At 64.5% G+C, this 21,223-nt stretch carries 18 protein-coding genes; 4 read left to right on the forward strand and 14 right to left on the reverse strand.

All coding sequences use genetic code 11. The features are described 5' to 3' along the window. Nucleotides 1-21 precede the first annotated feature (21 nt). The 8 genes from ACFE72_RS00275 to ACFE72_RS00310 form a co-directional block, all read right to left on the reverse strand. Nucleotides 22-207: a hypothetical protein gene (locus ACFE72_RS00275; protein ID WP_375411039.1), complete on the reverse strand. Its 186-nt coding sequence runs from the start codon at nucleotides 205-207 to the stop codon at nucleotides 22-24. A 102-nt stretch (nucleotides 208-309) separates the two neighbouring features. Further along, nucleotides 310-789: a MaoC family dehydratase gene (locus tag ACFE72_RS00280; protein ID WP_375411040.1), complete on the reverse strand. Its 480-nt coding sequence runs from the start codon at nucleotides 787-789 to the stop codon at nucleotides 310-312. A 3-nt stretch (nucleotides 790-792) separates the two neighbouring features. Further along, nucleotides 793-2,529, reverse strand: coding sequence for an AMP-binding protein (locus ACFE72_RS00285; protein ID WP_375411041.1), 1,737 nt, complete (start codon nucleotides 2,527-2,529; stop codon nucleotides 793-795). Between the two features lie 119 nt (nucleotides 2,530-2,648). Next, nucleotides 2,649-3,545 carry a 3-hydroxyisobutyrate dehydrogenase gene (mmsB, locus tag ACFE72_RS00290; protein WP_375411042.1) on the reverse strand — a complete coding sequence of 299 codons (897 nt, stop codon included), beginning with the start codon at nucleotides 3,543-3,545 and terminating at the stop codon, nucleotides 2,649-2,651. Nucleotides 3,546-3,559: 14 nt separating this feature from the next. After that, a complete protein-coding gene (locus ACFE72_RS00295) occupies nucleotides 3,560-4,669 on the reverse strand; it encodes an enoyl-CoA hydratase/isomerase family protein (protein ID WP_375411043.1) in 1,110 nt (369 codons plus the stop codon). Then, nucleotides 4,666-5,814, reverse strand: coding sequence for an isobutyryl-CoA dehydrogenase (locus tag ACFE72_RS00300; protein ID WP_375411044.1), 1,149 nt, complete (start codon nucleotides 5,812-5,814; stop codon nucleotides 4,666-4,668). The genes ACFE72_RS00295 and ACFE72_RS00300 overlap by 4 nt, the downstream gene beginning before the upstream one ends. Before the next feature lie 114 nt (nucleotides 5,815-5,928). After that, nucleotides 5,929-7,425, reverse strand: a complete 1,497-nt coding sequence (locus tag ACFE72_RS00305) for a CoA-acylating methylmalonate-semialdehyde dehydrogenase (RefSeq protein ID WP_375411045.1) — start codon at nucleotides 7,423-7,425, stop codon at nucleotides 5,929-5,931. A 170-nt stretch (nucleotides 7,426-7,595) separates the two neighbouring features. Continuing rightward, on the reverse strand, nucleotides 7,596-8,231 hold the full coding sequence (locus tag ACFE72_RS00310) for a TetR/AcrR family transcriptional regulator (protein ID WP_375411046.1): 636 nt from the start codon (nucleotides 8,229-8,231) through the stop codon (nucleotides 7,596-7,598). Between the two features lie 176 nt (nucleotides 8,232-8,407). On the opposite strand from ACFE72_RS00310, the gene ACFE72_RS00315 reads away from it, so the two are divergent. Further along, nucleotides 8,408-9,178, forward strand: coding sequence for an enoyl-CoA hydratase (locus ACFE72_RS00315; RefSeq protein ID WP_375411047.1), 771 nt, complete (start codon nucleotides 8,408-8,410; stop codon nucleotides 9,176-9,178). Nucleotides 9,179-9,301: 123 nt separating this feature from the next. Here the strand turns inward: ACFE72_RS00315 and ACFE72_RS00320 are convergent, their stop codons facing one another. After that, nucleotides 9,302-10,861 (reverse strand): acyl-CoA carboxylase subunit beta, encoded by a 1,560-nt coding sequence (locus ACFE72_RS00320; protein ID WP_375411048.1) that lies wholly within the window; start codon nucleotides 10,859-10,861, stop codon nucleotides 9,302-9,304. Continuing rightward, the gene (locus ACFE72_RS00325; protein WP_375411049.1) at nucleotides 10,791-11,762 is read right to left on the reverse strand and encodes an IclR family transcriptional regulator; all 972 of its coding nucleotides are present in this window, start codon (nucleotides 11,760-11,762) and stop codon (nucleotides 10,791-10,793) included. Before ACFE72_RS00325 ends, ACFE72_RS00320 begins: the two co-directional genes overlap by 71 nt. A gap of 194 nt (nucleotides 11,763-11,956) precedes the next feature. Between ACFE72_RS00325 and ACFE72_RS00330 the strand changes: the two genes are divergently transcribed. The 3 genes from ACFE72_RS00330 (at nucleotide 11,957) to ACFE72_RS00340 (ending at nucleotide 16,320) form a co-directional block, all read left to right on the forward strand. Next, nucleotides 11,957-12,178 carry an acetyl-CoA carboxylase biotin carboxyl carrier protein subunit gene (locus ACFE72_RS00330; RefSeq protein WP_375411050.1) on the forward strand — a complete coding sequence of 74 codons (222 nt, stop codon included), beginning with the start codon at nucleotides 11,957-11,959 and terminating at the stop codon, nucleotides 12,176-12,178. An 824-nt stretch (nucleotides 12,179-13,002) separates the two neighbouring features. Continuing rightward, nucleotides 13,003-14,163 (forward strand): TAXI family TRAP transporter solute-binding subunit, encoded by a 1,161-nt coding sequence (locus ACFE72_RS00335; RefSeq protein WP_375411051.1) that lies wholly within the window; start codon nucleotides 13,003-13,005, stop codon nucleotides 14,161-14,163. Nucleotides 14,164-14,223: 60 nt separating this feature from the next. Continuing rightward, the gene (locus tag ACFE72_RS00340; protein ID WP_375411052.1) at nucleotides 14,224-16,320 is read left to right on the forward strand and encodes a TRAP transporter permease; all 2,097 of its coding nucleotides are present in this window, start codon (nucleotides 14,224-14,226) and stop codon (nucleotides 16,318-16,320) included. Nucleotides 16,321-16,499: 179 nt separating this feature from the next. On the opposite strand, the gene ACFE72_RS00345 is transcribed toward ACFE72_RS00340, so the two are convergent. From ACFE72_RS00345 to ACFE72_RS00360, 4 genes are all read right to left on the reverse strand, one after another. Then, on the reverse strand, nucleotides 16,500-17,276 hold the full coding sequence (locus ACFE72_RS00345) for a gamma-glutamyl-gamma-aminobutyrate hydrolase family protein (protein ID WP_375411053.1): 777 nt from the start codon (nucleotides 17,274-17,276) through the stop codon (nucleotides 16,500-16,502). Between the two features lie 257 nt (nucleotides 17,277-17,533). After that, nucleotides 17,534-19,621: an acetate--CoA ligase family protein gene (locus ACFE72_RS00350; RefSeq protein ID WP_375411054.1), complete on the reverse strand. Its 2,088-nt coding sequence runs from the start codon at nucleotides 19,619-19,621 to the stop codon at nucleotides 17,534-17,536. Beyond that, entirely contained in the window at nucleotides 19,618-19,989 is a 372-nt protein-coding gene (locus ACFE72_RS00355) for a Zn-ribbon domain-containing OB-fold protein (RefSeq protein ID WP_375411055.1), read from the reverse strand. Before ACFE72_RS00355 ends, ACFE72_RS00350 begins: the two co-directional genes overlap by 4 nt. After that, a complete protein-coding gene (locus ACFE72_RS00360) occupies nucleotides 19,986-21,122 on the reverse strand; it encodes a thiolase family protein (RefSeq protein WP_375411056.1) in 1,137 nt (378 codons plus the stop codon). The genes ACFE72_RS00355 and ACFE72_RS00360 overlap by 4 nt, the downstream gene beginning before the upstream one ends. Nucleotides 21,123-21,223 lie beyond the last annotated feature (101 nt).

The following is a 21,223-nucleotide window of genomic DNA, read 5'->3' on the forward strand; positions in this document are numbered from 1 at the left end:
TCCCGTATGTTCATTCGTTGGTCATGCCGGGCTTGTCCCGGGCATCCACGTCTTTCTATAGCAGTAGACGTGGATGGCCGGGACAAGCCCGGCCATGACGGCTGAAACGTCACGCAAATAGATCAACCCCAGCCGCTCGGCCGCGACCGCCGGCTCGCCCTCGATCTCGACCCGGACGCCGGTGCGCGACGAGTTCCCGTTGTTCATTCCTTCGTCATGCCCGGGCCTGTCCCGGGCATCCACGTCTTTCTTCTCGCGGTTAAGACGTGGATGGCCGGGACAACAAGCCCGGCCATGACGGCTGAAACGTTACGCAAAATAGATCAGCCCCAGCCACTCGGCCGCGATGGCCGGTTTGGCTTCGCCTTCGATCTCCACGCTGACGCTGGTGCGCGACAGCAGTTCGGCCGGCTTGCGCAAGCGCGCTTCCATCAAGGTGAAGCGTCCGCGCACGCGGGAGCCTGCGCGCACCGGCGACAGAAAGCGCAGCTTGTCGAACCCGTAATTGACGCCCATGCTGGTGCCCTCGATCACCGGCATCACTTCATACGACATGATGCTCAGCAGCGACATGGTCAGGAATCCATGCGCCACCGTGGTTCCAAACGGCGTTTCGCGCGCCGCGCGCTCGGGATCGATATGGATGAACTGATGATCCTCGATCACATCGGCATAAACGTCGATCCGCTTCTGATCGATCAGGTGCCATGACGACACGCCGACTTCCCGGCCCACCATGCCCTGGTAGGCAGGAAGCGGGATCGGCGGCTTCTTCCATACTTCGTTCATTGGTCAGCTCTCCGCGGATCCGGCGGCCCGCACCTTCTGCAGTTCCGGAAAATCGTCCTCGCGGAACTCCTGCCCGCGCAGCGTGTCGCCGCGGTCGTTGTCATGTTCGAGACGGCGAAGCTGGACGCGGCGGATTTTGCCGGAAATCGTCTTCGGCAATTCGCTCACCAGCTCGATGCGGCGAATGCGCTTGAACGGCGCCAGCCGCGCGTGCAGATGACGGAAGATCGACAGCGCGGTGTCGGACGAACGCTCCCTGCCCGCCGCCAGCAGCACATAGGCTTTCGGAACCGCAAGCCGGATCGGATCGGGACTCGGCACCACCGCGGCTTCCGCGACCGCTTCATGTTCCAGCAGAATGCTTTCCAGTTCGAACGGGCTGATGCGGTAGTCCGACGATTTGAACACATCGTCGGAGCGGCCTACGAAGGTGAGATAGCCCTCGTCGTCGGCGAATACCACGTCGCCGCTGCGGTAGAGATCGCCGTCGGCGCCACTGAGCGTGCCGTCATCGCCCTGATAGCCCTGCATCAGGCCGGCGGGCCGGTCCGCACCGAGCACCAGCGTCACCTCGCCTTCCCTGGCGGCATGGCCGTCGCCGTCGGTGATCTCCACGCGATAGCCCGGCAGCGGCCGGCCCATCGACCCGACTTTTACATTCTGGCCCGGCGAATTGCCGGCCAGCGCCGTGGTTTCGGTCTGGCCGTAACCGTCGCGGATGGTGAGGCCCCATGCGGCCTTGACCTGATCGATCACTTCGGGGTTCAGCGGCTCGCCGGCGCCGCAGGCTTCGCGCAAGCCGACCTTGAAGGTCGCAAGCTTCTCCTGGATGAACAGCCGCCACACCGTCGGCGGCGCGCACAGCGTGGTGACGCCGCAGCGGCCGATGGTCGCGAGCAATCCCTTGGCGTCGAAGCGCGGCTGGTTGACCACGAACACGGTGGCGCCGGCGTTCCATGGTGCGAAGAAGCAGCTCCAGGCGTGCTTGGCCCATCCCGGCGAGGAAATATTGAGATGGATATCGCCGGGCTGCAGCCCGAGCCAGTACATGGTCGAGAGCCCTCCGACCGGATAGCTGCGCTGGCTGTGCCGCACCAGTTTCGGTTTCGCCGTCGTGCCCGAGGTGAAATACAGCAGCATCGGGTCTTCGGCGCGAGTTGGACCGTCGGGCGTAAAGGTTTCGGGAAACGACGCTGCATTCTCGAATGGCAGCCACCCTTCATGCGTCGCCGAGCCGCCGATCACGACGCGCGTAAGCCGGCCGCCACCAAGGCCTGCGAATTTTGCCACCTGATCCTGCGACGCCACCACCATCTTCGCCCGGCCGCGATCGAGCCGGTCGCGCAATTCGTCCGGAGTGAGCAAAGTGGTCGCGGGAATCACCACCACGCCGAGCTTGATCGACGCCAGCATGGTTTCCCACAGCGGGATCACGTTGCCGAGCAGCAGCAGCAAATGATCGCCGCGCTTCAACCCCTGCGCGCGAAGAAAATTCGCGACCTGGCTGGAGCGGCGCGACAATGCTTCGAACGACAGCCTGCTCTCGCGATTGCTGCCGGCGTCGACGATCCAAAGCGCGGTGCGGCTTTTGCTTTCCGGATCCTGGGCCAGTTCGGCGTCGAACCAGTCCAGCGCCCAGTTGAAATCCACCGGGTCGGGCCAGCGAAAGCCGGCGACCGCCTTGCCGTAATCGGTGCGGTGTTTCAGCAGAAACGCCCGCGCTTCCTTGAATGTCGTCATATCAAGCCCGCCCGGCACTCTCGGCGTCATTGCCGGGCTTGACCCGGCAATCCATCTCTTCGCAAGAGTCTTTTGAAGATGGATGGATGTGCGGGTCAAGCCCGCGCATGACGGATTGATCAAGTCTGCTTTTGTTGCGCCAGCCCGCGCACATGCTGGATGATCCCGGAGAAATCCACCCCGCCGTTTCCGGCGGCATCGAATTCCTTGTAGATCTCCTGCGCGTGCTGGCCGAGCGGCGTCGCGGCACCCGCCGTCCGCGCCGCGTCCTGCGCCAGGGTCAGGTCTTTCACCATCAGCGCTGAAGCAAAGCCCGGCTTGTAGCCGTTGTTCGCGGGCGACCCCGGCACCGGCCCCGGGACCGGACAATACGACGTCAGCGACCAGCACTGCCCCGACGACGTCGAGGCCACGTCGAACAAAGCCTGATGCGACAGTCCGAGTTTTTCAGCCAGCGCAAAGGCTTCGCCGACCGCGATCATGGAGACGCCGAGGATCATGTTGTTGCAGATCTTGGCTGCCTGGCCGGCGCCGGCATCGCCGCAGTGCACGATCTTCTTGCCCATGGCCTCGAGAACGGGCCTGGCTGCCGCGAAGGCCTTGGCGTCGCCGCCCGCCATGAAGGTCAGCGTCGCGCCCCTGGCGCCGCCAACGCCGCCGGACACCGGTGCATCGACCGACAATATCGAGGCCTTGTCCGCGAGCGCATGCGCCTGCCGCGCGCTTTCCACGTCGATGGTCGAACAGTCGATCATCAACGCGCCCTTGGCGACGGCGGGAATGATATCGCCCCAGACCGACACGACATGCTTGCCGGCCGGCAGCATGGTGATGACGACGTCGGCACCCTGTACCGCGGCTGTCGCACTTTTGGCGATCACCGCACCATCGGCTTTTGCCTGATCGAGCGAGGTCTGCACCAGATCGAAACCAACAACCTGATGGCCGGCCTTGACCAGATTGGCGGCCATCGGTCCGCCCATGTTTCCGAGCCCGATAAATGCGACGGTCGTCATGTCTCTCCCTCCGGTCAGGAATTCTTGTTCTTGTCTGGATTGCCGAAAACGAGCTCGTCGGCGCCGATCTCGGCAAGATAAGGCGCGATCATCTCAGGCGTGACATCCTCGATTCGCCGCGGCGACCATTTCGGCTTGCGGTCCTTGTCGATCACGGCGGCGCGCACGCCCTCGCGAAAATCATCGCTGGCGAACACTTCCAGCGCCGCGCGATATTCGCGCACCAGGCAGTCTTCCAGCGATGACGACGCCCGCGCCAGCCGCAGCAGTTTTAACGTGACCACCATGCCGCGGGGAGATTTTTCGTTCAGCGCCGCCAGCGTCGACTGCGCCAGTTCCGAACCGTCGCCATGCAGCGCCGCGACAATATGTTCCATCCGGTCATGCGCGAACCAGCCGTCGATGCGAGATTGACGCGTGGCAACGGGTCCTGCAGCCTCACCGGTTGCAAAGCCGTCGATCACGGCTTTCACCTCGGCCGGGTTCGGCCCTGCGCGGACCTGCACAAGGGCCTCGCGCAGCGCGGCAAGCTTGGCCGACGGCACCACCGCATCGGCGAACCCGGCGTAGACCGCATCGGGGCCGCTCATGGTCTGGCCGGTGAGGCCGAAATAAGTGCCGATCTCTCCCGGCGCGCGGGACAGCAACCAGGTTCCGCCGACATCCGGGAAGAAGCCGAGGCCGACTTCCGGCATCGCGAGTTTCGTCCGGTCGGTGACGATGCGGTGGCTGCCATGCGCGGCGAGACCGACCCCGCCGCCCATCACGATGCCGTCCATGAAGGCAACATAGGGCTTGGGGAATTTCGCGATGCGCGCATTGAGGATGTACTCCTCGCGCCACAGGATCCTGCCGAGGTCGCCGCCGGCGCGCGAGCTGTCGTACAGCGCCCGGATGTCACCGCCGGCGCAGAGGCCGCGCTCGCCGGCACCTTCCAGCACGATCAAGCCAACGGCCGGATCGGCCTCAAAGCGGTCGAGCGCCTTGTCGATATCGCGGAACATCTCAAGCGTGACGGCATTGATCGCCTTCGGCCGATTGAGCCGGATGATGCCGGCCGTACCCTCGCGCCGCACCACCAGGTCCGGCTCGGGACGCGAGGAGACTGCGGCAGGCGACGTCATCGCGCATCCTCGATCAGCTTGCGCGAAACGATCAGCCGCATGATTTCGTTGGTTCCCTCGAGGATCTGGTGCACGCGCAGGTCGCGGACGATCTTCTCGATGCCGTACTCGGACAGGTAGCCGTAGCCGCCGTGCAGTTGCAGCGCCTGATTGGCGACTTCGAAGCCGACGTCGGTACCGAAGCGTTTTGCCATCGCGCACAGCATGGTGGCGTCGGCGTCGCGGCGGTCGAGCGCCGCCGCGGCGCGCCACACAAACGTCCGCGCCGCCTCGAGTTCGGTCGCCATGTCGGCGAGGCGGAACTGCAGCGCCTGAAATTGGTCGAGCCGCTTCCCGAACGCCTTGCGTTCTTTCATGTAGCTCAGCGACTTGTCGAGCGCGCATTGCGCGCCGCCAAGCGAGCACGCCGCGATATTGATGCGGCCGCCGTCGAGGCCGGCCATCGCGATCTTGAAGCCGATACCCTCGTCGCCGAGCCGGTTGGCCACCGGCACCCGGGCATTCTCGAAAATCACCGCGCGGGTCGGCTGCGCGTTCCAGCCCATCTTGCGCTCGTTGGCTCCATAGGAAAGCCCGGGCGTGTCGCCTTCGATCACCAGCGTCGAGATGCCGCCGGGTCCGTCGCCGCCGGTCCGCACCATCACCACATAAAGATCGCCCTTGCCGGCGCCGGAGATGAACTGTTTCTGGCCATTGAGCACATAGTGATCGCCGTCGCGCACGGCGCGGGTGCGCAGCGCGGCCGCGTCGGAGCCGGAGCCGGGCTCGGTCAGGCAATAGCTCGCCAGCAATTCCATGGTGCACAATTTCGGCAGCCATCTGCGGCGTTGTGCATCGTCGCCATAGGCATCGATCATCCACGACGCCATGTTGTGGATCGAGATGAAGGCCGACACCGTCGGGCAGCCCAGCGCGAGCGCCTCGAAGATCAGCGCGGCGTCGAACCGCGTGAGCGCCGAACCTCCGACGTCGTCGCGGATATAGACGCCGCCGATGCCGAGCGCCGCCGCCTCGCGCATCACATCAACCGGAAAATGCTTTTCCTCGTCCCAGCGAATCGCATGCGGCGCGATTTTTTCCGCGGCAAACTCGCGCGCCATGTCGCGAACCGCGAGCTGGTCCTCGTTGAGGGCGAAGTGGGTCATGTTGGCTGCCCGTCGGAGAGCAGCGCTACGTAACGGGCAAAGTCAGCGGCGGCAAGCCTTGCGGTTTTGTCTCGGCCATCACGGCTTCTCCAAGATTTGTCGCTTCGACTTAGCTCAATTCATCGTCGGAATCGAGAACTCGGCGCCTTCCTTGACGCCGGAGGGCCAGCGTGCGGTCACCGTCTTGGTCTTGGTGTAGAAGCGGATCGAGTCCGGACCATGCTGGTTGAGGTCGCCGAAGCCGGATTTCTTCCAGCCGCCGAAGGTGTAATAGGCGATCGGCACCGGAATCGGCACGTTGATCCCGACCATGCCGACATTGACCTTGGCGGCGAAGTCGCGCGCGGCGTCGCCGTCGCGGGTGAAGATCGCGACGCCGTTGCCGTAGTCGTGGTCGGACGGCAGCGCCAGCGCCTCGCTGTAGTCGTGCGCGCGCACCACCGACAGCACCGGCCCGAATATTTCCTCCTTGTAGATGCGCATGTCCTTGGTGACGTTGTCGAACAGGCAGCCGCCCATATAGAAACCGTTCTCGTAGCCCTGCATCTTGAAGCCGCGGCCGTCGACCGCGAGCGTTGCGCCTTCCTGGATGCCGATCTCGACATAATTCTTGACGCGCTCCAGCGCGGCCTTGGTCACCAGCGGGCCGTAGTCGGCCGACGGATCGATGGAAGTCCCGATCTTCAAGCTCTCGACGCGCGGAACCAGTTTCTCCATCAGCCGGTCGGCAGTGGTCTTGCCGACGGGCACCGCGACCGAGATCGCCATGCAGCGCTCGCCGGCCGAACCGTAGCCGGCGCCGATCAGGGCATCGACGGTCTGGTCCATGTCGGCGTCGGGCATGACGATGGCGTGGTTCTTGGCGCCGCCGAAGCATTGCGCGCGTTTTCCCGTGGCCGCGGCGCGCTCGTAAATGTACTGCGCGATCGGTGACGAGCCGACAAAACCGACGGCGCGGATGTCGGGATCGTCGAGGATGGCGTCGACGGCTTCCTTGTCGCCGTTGACGACGTTGAGGATGCCGGGCGGCAGGCCCGCCTCGATCATCAGCGCCGCCAGCGCCATCGGCACGCCGGGATCGCGCTCGGAGGGTTTCAGGATGAACGCGTTGCCGCAGGCGATCGCCGGGGCGAATTTCCACATCGGAATCATCGCCGGGAAATTGAACGGCGTGATGCCGGCGACGACGCCGAGCGGCTGCCGCATCGAATAGATGTCGATGCCGGGACCCGCTCCCTCGGTGTACTCGCCCTTCATCAGATGCGGAATGCCGCAGGCGAATTCCACCACTTCGAGGCCGCGCTGGATGTCGCCCCTGGCGTCCGGCACGGTCTTGCCGTGCTCGCGCGCCAGCAGGTCGGCGAGCTTGTCGTAATCGCGCTGCGCCAGTTCGAGGAATTTCATCATCATCCGGGCGCGGCGCTGCGGATTGGTCGCGCCCCATTCCGGCTGCGCCGCCACCGCGTTCTCAACCGCCGCGCGCATCTCCGCTTTCGACGCCAAATCCACCTTGGCCTGGACGTCGCCGGTCATCGGCTCGAATACGTCGGCCGTGCGGCCCGATGTGCCCTTGACCTCGCGGCCGCCGATGAAATGTCCGATTGAGCGCATGGGTTCCTCCCGAAACATATTGCAAGACCGATTTTGCGGCATCTTGCAGGGTTTCGAGCATTTGAAAAGCGATTCTATGCGCGGGGGAACTGCGAAAATGAGGGGGGACCAGCCGCGATCTCCGGACCCATGACCAGCGGTATAGCCGGCTCAACTGGCGGTTGATGTCACTAACGTGCGTCGTGAGCAATTTTCTTTCGCGCCGGTTTCTCCAAACCGGCCTTGGTCGCCGCCGCCCGATCCAGCACCGCCTCGCGTCCCGCGCCTAAAATATCGTCCGAAAACGCGCCGTTGCCGGCGACACGGGCCAGCACCAGCGCACCCATCATGGTCGCCAGCGACGCCATCGCCTGTTGTCGCGCGGCCTTGCGCGGCAGGTCGGGGATCTGCTCGGCGATCATATCGATCATCTGGTCCAGTTTGGCCGCAAACGCCTTCCGGGTTTTCGGGCTTTCGCGGGCGATTTCCGCGCTCAGCGCCGGAATGGCGCAGCCATGGCCCGGATCGTCGCGATGCACCGGCGTCAGGTAGGACTCCACGATGGTCTCCAGGCGTTTTTCCGGCGGCGCCTGTTCAACCAGCTTGCGCCAGCGCTCGGTCGAGCGGTCCATCGCATAAGCAAACGCCTCGACCACCAGCGCTTCCCGCGAATCGAAATGCGCGTAGAACCCGCCATGGGTGAGCCCGGCGTCCTTCATCAGGTCGGCGACGCCGATGCCGTGCGCGCCCTTCTCGCGAAGCCGCACCGAGGCCTTTTTCACGATGCGTGCATGGGTTTCGAGCTTGTGTTCCTTCGAATAGCGCATCGGCGTTCCATTGGATGTTTGAAATCATATAATAACGGAAGCCGGCCAGAAAAGATGCACCTATCTGCAAGCGGTGCGCGTCATCCTGCCGGCGCACGATCCGGGTCAGGGCGCTTGACAAGCCGCGGATTTGGCCGGGAATACCGGATCGTACAACGCCGGACCCGAGACCGACCATGGATATGCTCAATCGTTATTGCGGGGTGGAGCGCGATCCACGCGGCGTGGTCCGCCTGACGATCTGCAACGCCGGCTCGCTCAATATCCTCGGTTCGGCCGCGATCAACGGCGTCCGCGAAGGGCTGGAAACGCTGGCAGCCGAGGCGGCGATCCGCGTACTTGTGATCGCCGGCCAAAGCGCGAAGAGCATGATCGGCGGAGCCGACATCAAGGAGATGGTGAAACTCGACCAGGCCTCGGCGGAAAGGTTCATCACTGGCCTGCGCGACCTCTGCGAAGCCGTGCGGGCGTTTCCAGCGCCGGTGATCGCGCGGATGCCGGGCTGGTGTCTCGGCGGCGGGCTCGAATTCGCCGCCGCCTGCGATTTCAGGGTCGCGGCGCATGACGCCAAATTCGCCATGCCCGAGGTCAGGATCGGCATTCCCTCGGTAATCCACGCCGCGCTGCTGCCGCGGCTGATCGGCTGGGGCCGCGCCCGCTGGCTGGTCATGACGGCGGCGACGATCGACGCGCCGACGGCGCTGGCGTGGGGGCTGGTCGATGCGGTGGCGTGTCACGGCCAACTCGACGCCGAAGTCGAAAAGGTCGTGGCGATGCTGCTGGAATGCGGTTCAGAGGCGCTGCGCGCGCAAAAAGCGTTGCTGAAACAATGGGAAGAGTTGCCGCTGAAGCAATCCGTCGATCTGTCGATCGGCGTATTCGGCCGCGCCTTCCTCACCGATGAGCCGCGCCGGATGATGCAGGGATTTATCGACAGGAAGCGATAGCGTAAACCGCTGTTCCCGCAAGTTGGGGATGACGGACTGTAGCAGGGCTGCCCATCGCCGCGATGGGTCGAGCCCTGCGGTGCGCACGCATCTCTGCCGTCATTGCCGGGCGAGACTCGGCGGTTACGGCCTGATCGTCATGTTGGTCGCCAGTCCCGGCGTGCGCAGCGGTTCGGCAAGCCGCGCGAATTCGCACAACAGCGAGCGCGTCTTGCGCGGATCGATAATCTCCTCGACCCAGAACCGTTCGGCCGAACGGAACGGCGAGCGCAGTTTGTTGAGGCGGTCCTCGATCTCCTGCAGTTTCGCCTGCGGGTCGTCGGACGCGTCGATGTCGGCGCGGTAGGCTGCCTCGATGCCGCCTTCCAGCGGCAGCGACCCCCAATAGGCCGACGGCCATGCATAGCGCATCGAAAACCGGTCGGCCGGCTGATGCACCACCCCGGCCACGCCAAAGGAATTGCGCACGATGATGGTGCACCAGGGCACCGTGGTCTGGTTGACCGCGGCCATGGCGCGGACGCCGTGCTTGATGGTGCCCGCCTTCTCCGCCTCAAGCCCGATCATGAATCCCGGGCAATCCATCAGATAGACCACCGGCAGGTGGAAGGTTTCCGCCAGATCGGCGAACCGCACCACCTTCTGGCACGCCTCCGCCGTCCATGAGCCGCCGTAGTGATAGGGATCGCTGGCCAGCAACAGCACTGCGCGGCCCTCCAGCCGCGCGAAGCCCGCGATGATCGAGCGGCCGAAATTTCGAGCCATTTCGAAGAACGAACCGCTGTCGACCACGGCCTCGATGATCGGACGCATCTTGTAGACCTGGCGGCGGTTGCGCGGCACCGCTTTCATCAGCGATTCCTCGGCGCGCGCCGGATCGTCGTCGCAGGCAAGCGTGGGCGGCAGTTCGAACACGGATGAAGGAAGATACGACAGGAAACGCCTGGCGCAGGCAAACGCCTCCTCCTCGGTATCGACGGCATGATCGACGCCGCCGGCGCGGGTCTGGATCTCGGCGCCGCCGAGTTCCTGCTTGGTGAGATCCTGGCCGAGGCGTTTGACCACCGGTGGCCCGGCCACGAACATGGCAGAGCTCTTGGTCATCACCGAAAAATGGCTGGCGGCGAGCCGCGCCGCCCCCAGTCCCGCGACCGAGCCCAGCCCAAGTCCCACCACCGGCACGCGCGCCATGTTCGCCGTCGTGTACCGGTACCAGCGCGTGCCGCCGATGCCGCCGGGCAGATTGGCAGCACCCTTGGTCTCGATCGTCTTGACCGAACCGCCGCCGCCGGAGCCTTCGATCATGCGGACGATGGGAAGGCGGAAATCATGCGCCATTTCTTCGGCCATTAGTGGTTTTGCCGAAATCGAGGCATCGGCCGAACCGCCCCGCACCGTAAAATCGTCGCCGACCACGACCACGGTGCGGCCATCGATCCTGCCGCGGCCGAACACGCAATTCGCCGGCGTCAGATGGATGAGTTCGCCACGTGCGTCATATTCGGCGCTGCCGGAAATCGCGCCGACCTCGTGGAAGGTTTTGGCATCGACCAGTTGGTCGATGCGCTCGCGGACGGTGAGCCGGCCCTGATCGCGCTGCCGCTTGACCTTGTCAACGCCTCCCATCTCGCGCGCGAATGCTTCGCGCCGGGCGAGATCGTCGAGTTCCGGCTTCCAGTTCATGCGGATCCTCCGTCTTGATTTTGGTGTCGCGGGTGGCGGCCGGAAGCGGCTGGTCCTGCAGGCAGCCGGGGAAGAGATCACCCTCGGCATTTTCCAGCATGGTGCCGACCGCCGTGCTCAATTCCAGCAGTACCGGCGCGACTTCTTTGTGCAGCCGCTTCTCGTCGTACATCGCCGATAATAGCCCGATCGTAACGACGACGAAGGTCCGGTACTGCGGCGACCATAGCGGCACCGCCAGGCCGTTGATATGCGGGCTCCACAGTCCGCAGGCCACCACATAACCGTGCTCGCGCAGGAAACGGCGGTTGGCGTCGATGCGCGCGCTCAGCATCTTGGCCTGTTCCGGAGTCTCGCGCGCCATTTCCGCCAGCAGAGCATTGCCGACATCGACGTCGAGCGCCGCGGTATAGGCATGTCCGGCGGCGGTGCTGGCCATGGCGATCCGGTCGCCGGTGGCCGACTGCAGGCCGATCGCCCGCGCCGCGCGGCCGAATTCGAGATAGACCAGATGAAACCGATCCGGAATCACGAACCCGACCGTACCCGGCAGTCGCTCGGCGACGTCCTGCAGCCGCAACCGGATCAGGTTGCGCAGTTGCAGGCCGCGCATCATCGATGTGCTCATCGCCACGGCACTCGGTCCGATGCGGTATTTCTGGTCGCGCGGCAGGTACACCAATTGGCCCATCCGGGTCAGGGTGTGGGTGAGACGGGAGACGGTGGATCGCGGCAGGCCGCAGCGGTTGGAAATTTCCAGATTGCCGAGCCGCGCTTCATGGCCCTCGAAGCAGCGCAACACGTCAAAGGCGCGCGACACCACCTGAATGATATCGCCCTCCCCCGCAAGATCGCTGGCGAGCATTCCCTGTTTGCTGAGCCGTTCCGAGCGCCGTCCCATCGTATGTCCGCCATTCAATGCACGCATCGTTGCGACAAGCGGTCCGCATCGACCGGCTTTGCGCGGGATGATGTATTCCGCACTGTGGAATAAAATTCCGCTTGCAGAACAAGCTACCTCAGGCAATCTGGCGCGACAACAGCAAGCCGTTCGCGAGGGGCATAGTCCGTCAAACGGTCGCGTCGGAGAACGGAATGCCGGAGATCAGAATCGTGACCGAGGTGGCGGGGCGCGTCTGCGCGCTTCCCGTGGCCGCCGGCAGCAGCGTCAACGGTGGCGAGGACATCGCATTCGTCGAAGCGATGAAGATGGAAATCCCGGTCGCCTCGCCTGTTGCGGGAAAGCTCAAGGCGTTTCTCGTTCAGATCGATGAGGTTGTCGCCGAAGGACAGGTGTTGGCGATCGTCGAGACGTGAGATTGCCTGTCCTCGTCATTGCGAGGAGCACTTGCGACGAAGCAACCCAGATCAAAAAATTCAAGCCGTCCTCCGCGAGGGATGGGGCAGGTTCTGGTTACGCCGCAAATCACTTCCGTAATCGGCTGCTCCGCTGCCGATCATTGCTGATGGAGGCTATGGGTGCCGCCTTCCGCGCTAATGCATGCGCACATTTTTAAACACCGCCGTCATCCTCGCGCAACGGCTACGCCATTGTCGCGGGAGGTGCGCGCCGTCTTCGGCGAGCCTCGAAGGATGGCCACAACCGCGCCTGTGGCCATCCTTCGAGACGCCGCGCAAGGTGCGCAGTTCCTCAGAGGCTGACCGAAAAAGCACCGATGAAATCAGGCGTCGCCACTGGTTCGTCATGCCCGGCCGTGTGCCGGGCATGCACGTCATAAAGGCGCTGAAGCAAGAAAGACGTGGATGGCCGGGACGAAGCCCGGCCATGACGAAAGTAAACCATTCAATCCGATGGCGAGAGCAAGGAAATATGGACGGCTTTTTCGGTCAGGCTCTCGGGATGACGGTCGAATGTGTGGCTGGAACTAGTTTCGGCGTGGACTTACGATCAAATCGGAGCTTGCAACCATATGTGCATGCATGAGAGCCCGCGTGGGGAGGACTCCGGGACTGGCGGCCTCTGGATTGCGGCGCTCGGCTTGCAGTGCGCGCGGAGGCTACCCGCGACAATCTGTCCGCAACGATTGGCTGATCTGCGACGGTTTGCCATCGCCGGCTCGCGATGACATGATCCGGGCAACAAAATGCCGTTCGCAAAAGCGGATTATCGGGAGGGATTCATGTTTCATCGCATCGCCATGCTCGTGTCGGTTGCCGTGCTGAGTGCCGCATCGGTGATGGCGGTATCCGCGCAAGACATCAAACTGCCGCCGACACTTACATTTACCGCCTACGACACCGGCACGGCCGGCTTCAACATCGCCGTCGCCGTCGGCAAGATGATGAAGGACAGATACGGCACGGATGTCCGCGTGCTTCCCGCCGGCAACGACGTCGCCCGGCTCGCACCCCTGCGCGCCGGCCGGGCGGTGTCGTCGGCCATGGGCTCCGGCACGTATTTCGCACAAGAGGGCGTGTTCGAATTCGGCGCAAAGGAATGGGGACCGCAGCCGCTGCAACTGATGCTGTCGTCGGTCGACTGCAACGCCGGTTCGCTCGGCGTGGCGCGCGACACCGGCGTGACCGAGATCAAGCAGCTTCGCGGCAAGCGGGTCGGCTTCGTGGTCGGCTCGCCGGCGCTCAACCAGAATGCGCTCGCCATTCTCGCCTTCGGCGACCTCAAGAAAAGCGACGTCAAGGCGGTCGAATTTTCCAGCTATGGCGCGATGTGGAAGGGCCTGATCAACAACGATACCGACGCTGCATTCGCAACCACCATTACCGGACCTGCGAAAGAAGCCGAAACCTCGCCGCGCGGCATCATCTGGCCGCCGCTTCCCCATAACGACGCCGCCGGATGGGAACGGGTGCAGAAGGTGGGATCGTTCTTCTTCCGCCATGTCGCAACCTGCGGCGCCGGAATTTCCCCGGAAAAGCCGATCGAACTCGGAAACTACCCGTATCCGATCTTCGTGGTGTACGGCACGCAGCCGGCCGATCTGGTCTACGCCATCACCAGGGCGATGATTGTGGACTATGACGTTTACAAGGACAGCGCCCCCGGCGCGGGCGGCCTCGCCGCCAAGCGCCAGACCATGAAATGGGTGGTGCCGTTCCACCCCGGCGCGGTCAAGGCCTTGAAAGAAGCCGGCAACTGGACCGACGGCGATCAGGCGCATAATGACGGCCTCCTCAAGCGCCAGGGCGTCCTTTCCGCCGCATGGGCCGATTACGGCAAATCCGGTCCGCCACCGGATGACAAGGCGTTCCTGGACGGCTGGATGGTCGCGCGCGCGGCTGCGCTGACGAAAGCCAATATGCCGAACGGGTTCGAGGAATAGGCCATCTTCTCGCTCTTCCCGCTTTGCGGGGAGAGGTGACGAGAACGCAGAGGATTACCTATGCCGTCCGCCTCATCATCCGCCGATCAGAAAGTGCCGGCGGCGGCATCCGCCGCGGGCGCGAAACGCATCGAGTTCGACGATCCGCATGCCGGCATCGGCGGCCTGCAGGAGGCCGAGGTTTCACGCGTGCGCACGCTATCCGGCGGCTGGCGCCGGGCGTTGATCGCCGCCACCGCCGCGACCATCGTTCTGTGCATCAACCAGCAATTCTCGCTGCGGTTTTTCGTCGGATATACCCAGCTCAATACCGAATATTTCTATCTGCTGATCGCGCTGATGCTGCCGTTCACCTTCCTGATTTTTCCGAACTCGGAAAAGTCGCCGCTGGATCGCGTTCCCTGGTACGACATCCTGTTGTTCGTCCTGACCTTCGGCTCGGCTATCATGCTGATGCGGTCGGTCCGCAAAGCAGCGGAGGCGGGCTGGGAGTTCGGCGGCGCGCCGACCACCGTGGTCGTCGCCGGCCTGATCATGTGGTTCGTGCTGATGGAGGCGTTGCGCCGCACCGGCGGCTGGAGCCTGCTGCTCAGCGTATTTCCATTCACGGTGTACCCGCTGTTCGCGGACGCCCGGTGGCTCGGTCCATTTCGCGGAACGCAGTCGACGCTGGAGCAGGCCGCCTCCTACCACGTACTGTCGGGCGAGAGCCTGCTTGGCATTCCGATTCAGGCCTTCGCCGACACCGTGATCGGCTTTCTGGTGTTCGGCACCGCGCTGATGATGACCGGCGCCGGCAAATTCTTCATCAACATCGCGTTCGCGCTGTGCGGAACGTTTCGTGGCGGCGCCGCGAAGGTCTGCATCTTTGCCAGCGGCCTGCTCGGCATGATGTCGGGCTCGATCATTTCCAACGTGCTAACTGCCGGCACCATGACCATTCCCGTCATGAAGAAGAGCGGTTTTCGCGCATCCTATGCCGCGGCGATCGAAGCCTGCGCCTCCACCGGCGCGGTGCTGGCGCCGCCGGTGATGGGCGCCACCGCCTTCGTGATCGCCCAGTTCCTCAATGTGAGCTACGCCGAGGTCGCGGTTGCGGCGATCATTCCCGCCGCTTTGTATTATATCGGCCTGTTCATGCAGGTGGACGCGTATGCCGGGCGTCACCGTCTGCTCGGCATTCCACGTTCCGAGCTTCCGAAAATATGGGATACCATCAAGGACGGCTGGTACTATATCTTCGTGATCGCGCTGCTGATTGTGATGCTGCTGTATTTCAAGCGCGAGAGCCACGCGCCGTTCTACGCCACCGCGCTGCTGCTGGTGCTGAATCAGACCTTCTCCAACGACACCCGCTGGACGCCGGCCACCATCAACAAGTTCCTCGAGGTCAACGGCCGCACCTTTGTCGAACTGGTCGGCATTCTCGCCGGCTGCGGGCTTTTGATCGGCGCATTCTCGATGACCGGCGTGGTATCCAGCCTTGCCAACGATCTGCTGCGCATCGCCGGCGACAACGCGTTCCTGCTGCTCGGCATGTGCGCCTTCACCAGCCTCGTGCTCGGCCTCGGGCTCACCACCACGGCCTGCTACATCTTCCTCGCTATTCTGGTGGCCCCGGCGCTGGAAAAGCTCGGGCTGAACCGGATGGCGGTGCACATGTTCATCTTCTACTGGGGCATGCTGTCGTCGATCACGCCGCCGGTCGCCATCGCCTCCTTTGCCGCGGCCGGCATCGCCGGTTCGCCGGCGATGAAGACCGGCTGGGAATCGATGTGGGTCGGCAGCATCATCTATTTCATTCCATTTTTCTTCGTGCTGAACCCGGCGCTGGTGCTGCAGGGCGACAGCCCGTATGTCGCAGCGCTCGGGCTGATGGCGCTGGCCGCGTTCGGCACGCTGTTCATTTGCGGCGGCATCCAGGGCTACCAGGCCGGCGTCGGCGATCTCCGCCGCGCCGGCGCGATGGAATGGCCGCTGCGCGTGCTGCTGGTACTCGGCGGCTTCGTGGTGGCGACGCCCGGCGGCGGCATCATGCCGCTGTCCCAGTTGCAGATCACCGCTCTCGGCTTTGCGATCCTGGTGCCGACGGTCCTCATGGCGTTGATGTTGGTGCGGCGTGCCGTGCCATCGCCTGGACAGGTGCAAGAGCCTTAGGCGCGGGCAATGACAGCCGAGATGTGCGCACACGACCCGTTTCGTCATACGCGGGCTTGACCCGCGTATTCATCCATCTTGCAGGAATCGTCTCGGAGCGGAATGGATTGCGGGGTCAAACCCGGCAATGACGGCAGACTTTGCCGGCTCTGAATAATCGATGCGCGCGATACTTGGCCTCATCCCGTTCGTGGCCGCCGATATGCACCCAGCGCGGTCCCGAATGCCTGAAACAGCTTGCGATTGATCGGATTGCGTTGCGGATCGTACTCGGCATGCCACTGCACCCCCAGCGCAAAGCCCGGCGCGTCGGCAATCCGGATCGCCTCGATGGTGCCGTCTTCGGCGACGCCTTCGACTACGATGCGCTTGCCGGGTTCGAGAATGCCCTGGCCATGCAGCGAATTGACGCGGATGGTCTGGCAGCCGAGCAGCGTTGCGAAAGCGCCGCCGGGAACCAGCGTGACCTCGTGGCGGTCGGCAAAAATGACCTCGTGGTCGGGATGAATCTCGCCGTTCTCCAGCCTCGGCATGCGGTGGTTCATCCGTCCGGGCAGTTCACGGATCTCCGGATGCAGCGAGCCGCCGAAGGCGACGTTCATCTCCTGTAGTCCACGGCAAATGCCGAACAGCGGCACGCCGCGTGCGACGCAGGCCTCGGTCAGCGACAGCGCCAGATCGTCGCGCGGAATATCGTAAGGCTCGTGCCTGGGGTGCGGTTCAGTACCAAACCGGGCCGGGTGCACATTGGCACGGGCGCCGGTCAGCACGATGCCATCGACGATATCCAGCAGCGCCCCGAGTTCGGTGATTTCAGGCGCGGCGGCGAACATCAGCGGCAACGCGCCGGAAACGTCGGCCACGGCGCGGAGGTTTCGCTCCCCCACCATCTGCACGGCGAACCGGTTTTCGACGCGATGCGCGTTTCCGATCACGCCGACCACCGGTCTTCTCATCGGTCGAAGTCCATTCTCATTCCGAGCGCGGCGATCATGCCCGGAGGCAGGCGTCGGATCAAGCTCGCCTTGGAAATTGAGCAGGATGGCCGTCTGACAGGTGCATCGTATCGAACATGTGAGTGTCGTCCCCGCGCAGGCGGGGACTCATAGCCGACCAATCTCCCGGTGACCGCCTCGAGTCTTATCAGCGACGGTGATTATTTATGGATCCCCCGCCTTCGCGGGGATGACGAGGCTGCGCGGGCACGCCGCGCTCACCCTTGGAACACCACCGCATCGACGACGACGCAGCCCTTGCCGGCGCTATCCAGCAGTACCGGATTGAGGTCGAGGCTTACCACCTTCGCGGCCGGATCCAGCATCAGTTCGCCGATCTTGACCACCGCTTCACAAAGCGCCTCGACATCCATCGGCGGCTCGCCGCGCACGCCGGCGAATAGCGGCGCGATGCGCAATCGGCCGAGCGCTTGCTGCGCATCGTCGATCGAAAACGGCGGCAGCAGCAGCGTGGTGTCGCGGAAAATCTCGACATATTTGCCGCCATCGCCGACCGCCACCACCGGGCCGAACACCGGATCCCGGTGCGCGCCGATCATGACTTCGCGCCGCCCGGTCGCCATCGCGGCGATGATGACGCCGTCGAACCGCGCGCCGTGCTTGCGGATGATGCCTTCCATCTGCGCCCAGACTTCGCCGGCCTCGTCGCGGGTGCGCACATTGAGCTTCACCAGCCCAAGCTCGGACTTGTGCGCGATATCGGCCGAACAGCCCTTCACCACCACCGGCCCGCCGATCGATTCAAATGCCGCCACCGCTTCCGCCCGCGACCGGCACAACCGATGCGGCACTGCAGGAATGCCGCGCGCGGCGAGCAGCGCAAGGCTGTCGGCTTCGTTCAGCATGGTAGTGGCCGCGGATGAAACCGGCGGCGAGGCCGGGGCAGTCCCCGCCGTGCGCGCACGCGTGCGCGCCATCAATTCGCGGTGCGCGAGAAACTGATGCAGCGCCGTCACCGCTTCGGTTTCGGTCGGAAACACCGTGCAGCCCTCGGCGGAAAATTGATTCGCGACGCTGCGCTGGGTTGCCGCGATCACCAGCGGCTTGCCGGTCTGCCTGCCGAACGCCGCGGCGTCGCGCGCAAAGGCCTCGACGTCGTAGCCGGGGCCGGCCACCGGCACGCCGATCAAAAACGCGTCGGCCGCCGGATCTTCGGCGATCACCGGCAGGATATCACCGAACAGGCGGCTATTGGACAACAGCGCCGCCGTCAAGTCGATCGGATTGGTCGTGGTCGCAAAGCTCGGCAAGATTTCCTTCAGCTTCTTGTCGGTCTCATCGGCCAGTTTCGCCATCGGCATGCCGACCGCGGTGGCGGCGTCGGCCGTCATCACGCAGACCGCGCCGGAATTGCTGATCGCGACCAGCCGCCGGCCGTTCGGCTTCCAGCCTTTCAGATAAAGCTCGGTCGCCTCCACGAGGCCGCGCATATCCGGCGCGCGCCAGATGCCGTGATGTTCGAAAAATGCATCGACCACGCGGTCCTCGTTGGCGAGCGCGCCGGTGTGCGACTGCGCCGCCTGCCGGCCGGCCTCGGAGCGGCCGGATTTCAGCGCGATAATCGGCAGGTCGCGCCCGAGCGCGACGGCGGCCAGTTCCTCCAGGTATTTCTTCTCCGGAATGCTCTCCAGATAGAGCAGCAGCAGCTTGACCTCGGGATCTTCGGCAACCGCGACCGCGAGTTCGCCGACCGTGATGTCCGCGTCGTTGCCGGTGGCGTGGGTATGGCGCACGCCGATGCCGCGCTGGCGCAGGAATCCGACCGGCACCGTACTTAGCGCGCCGCTCTGGCTCAGCATCGCGACGTGGCCCCTCGCGCGATCCATGTCCATGAACATGGTGGAGAAGCTGGCGATCGCGCCGGTGCCGAAATTTGCCAGCCCTTGTGAATTCGGCCCGACGATGCGCATCCCGGTCTTGTGCGCGGCCTCCACCATGCGCCGCTCTTTCGCCTTGCCCGCGACCGCGTCAACCTCGCCAAAACCGGATGCCATCACCACCGCGATTTTGACGCCGTGGGCGGCGCAGTCCTCCACCGCGCCGATGGCGCTGTCGCCGGCCACGGCGACAATCACCATCTCCGGGGTTTCCGGCAGGTCGGCGAGGCTCGGGTAACATTTGTGGCCCTGCACTTCCCCCCGCGACGGATTGATGGGAAAAATCCTGCCCTTGAAACCGAACTTATCCAGATAGTGCACCGGCCGGCCGCCGACCTTGTTGGGATTTTCCGAGGCGCCGATCACGGCGACGGATTTCGGATCGAGGGCGGCTCTCAAACGACTCATGGTTTGATCCTTGCAAAGTGGGGAACGAGGCGGCCGGCGAAGTACCGATATTGCGCCGTTACTTGGTCGCCGATTTCAAGATCGCCGTCGCCGTGCGCCATCATGCGAAAGCCTTCGGCGGCGTCGACCAGAACGATGTTGTAGGGCACGTGCGCACGCGCCTCCGGCGTCGCGGCGCGGACCACCAGGGACGCGGCATAGACGATGCCCGCGCCGGCGGCGCGCTTGTCTTGCGGGTCCGGCGCGCCGCACGCGGCGCAAAAGCTGCGGCGAAAATACTGCCTTGCGTCGCAGGCCGCGCAGCACTGATAGACGATGGCTTCGGCGCCCGCGGTCCAGTCGTCGATCGTTTGCCGCGCCTGCGTCATCGCACCCGCTCCAGAAACATGCTGACATGGGACGACAGCACGCCGCCATCGCCGTGCAGCAGCGCGATCGAGGCGTCGCGCACCCCGCGATTGCCGGCGCGGCCGGTCATCTGCAACTGGGTTTCCACCAGGTGCGCCATGGCGCCGCCGACACCGCAATGACCGTAGCTGAGAAGCCCGCCATGGGTGTTCAACGGCATCGCGCCGCGGCAGCCGAAATATCCCGATCGCACCCGCGCCGCCGCTTCGCCGCGGCCGGCCAGGCCCAGTTCTTCCAGCAGCATCGCCAGCGTGATGGTGAAGCTGTCGTAAATGCCGGCGTACCGCACGTCGCCGATCCCGATGCCAGAAGCGGCCTTGGCACGCTCGAGCGATATCGCCGCGCCCATCGCGCTGAATTCCGGGACCATGGTCGCGTGCTGATGGGTGTGGGCCTGCGCGCAGCCGCGTACGCGCACCGCGATGGCTGACGTAGCATCGCGGCTGATCACGAACGCCGCGCCGCCGTCCGACACCGGACAGCAATCCAAAAGCTTCAGCGGCAGCGCCACCGGCTTGGAGTTCATCACGTCGGCGACCGTGATCCTGTCGCGGAATTGTGCGCCGGGATGGTCCGCCGCATGGTCGCGCATCAGCACCGCGAATTCGGCAAGGTCGGGCTCGGTCACGCCGTATTCATGCATGTAGCGCGACGCGACGAGGCCGTAATAGGCCGGGATGGTCGGCCCCAGCGGCACCTCGTAAGCGGGATGGCCGACCTGCGCCAGCGCCTGGATCGCGGCGTCGCGGCTTTGCCCGGTGAGACGGTTCTCGCCGCCGACCACCAGCACATGCCGCGCCACGCCTGCTTCGACCAGATGATGCGCCAGCATGGTCATCGCCAGACCGGTGGCGCCGCCGACCTGCACGGCGTGGGCGTAAGACGGCTTGATGCCGAAATGCTCGGCGAACACGGTCGCCAGCATGATATGCGGCTGCACGGTCGAATAGCCGCACAGCACGCCGTCGATCTCGCCGCGCGTCAGCCCGGCATCGGCGATGGCCTGCGCCGCGGCCTTGCTCATCAGGTCCAACGTCGAGGAGCCGTCATGCCTGCCGAATGCCGTAAGGCCTACGCCGGTGACGAAACTCATGGCAGTGGAACTGCACGTCGGCGCTCAATTTCAAGGTTGTCATTCCCGGATGCACCTGTTGGCGCAGGCCTGGTGTCCCTACTCCCGGCAGCGGTTATGGA

The organism is uncultured Bradyrhizobium sp. (genome assembly GCF_964252615.1).
Taxonomy (GTDB): domain Bacteria; phylum Pseudomonadota; class Alphaproteobacteria; order Rhizobiales; family Xanthobacteraceae; genus Bradyrhizobium.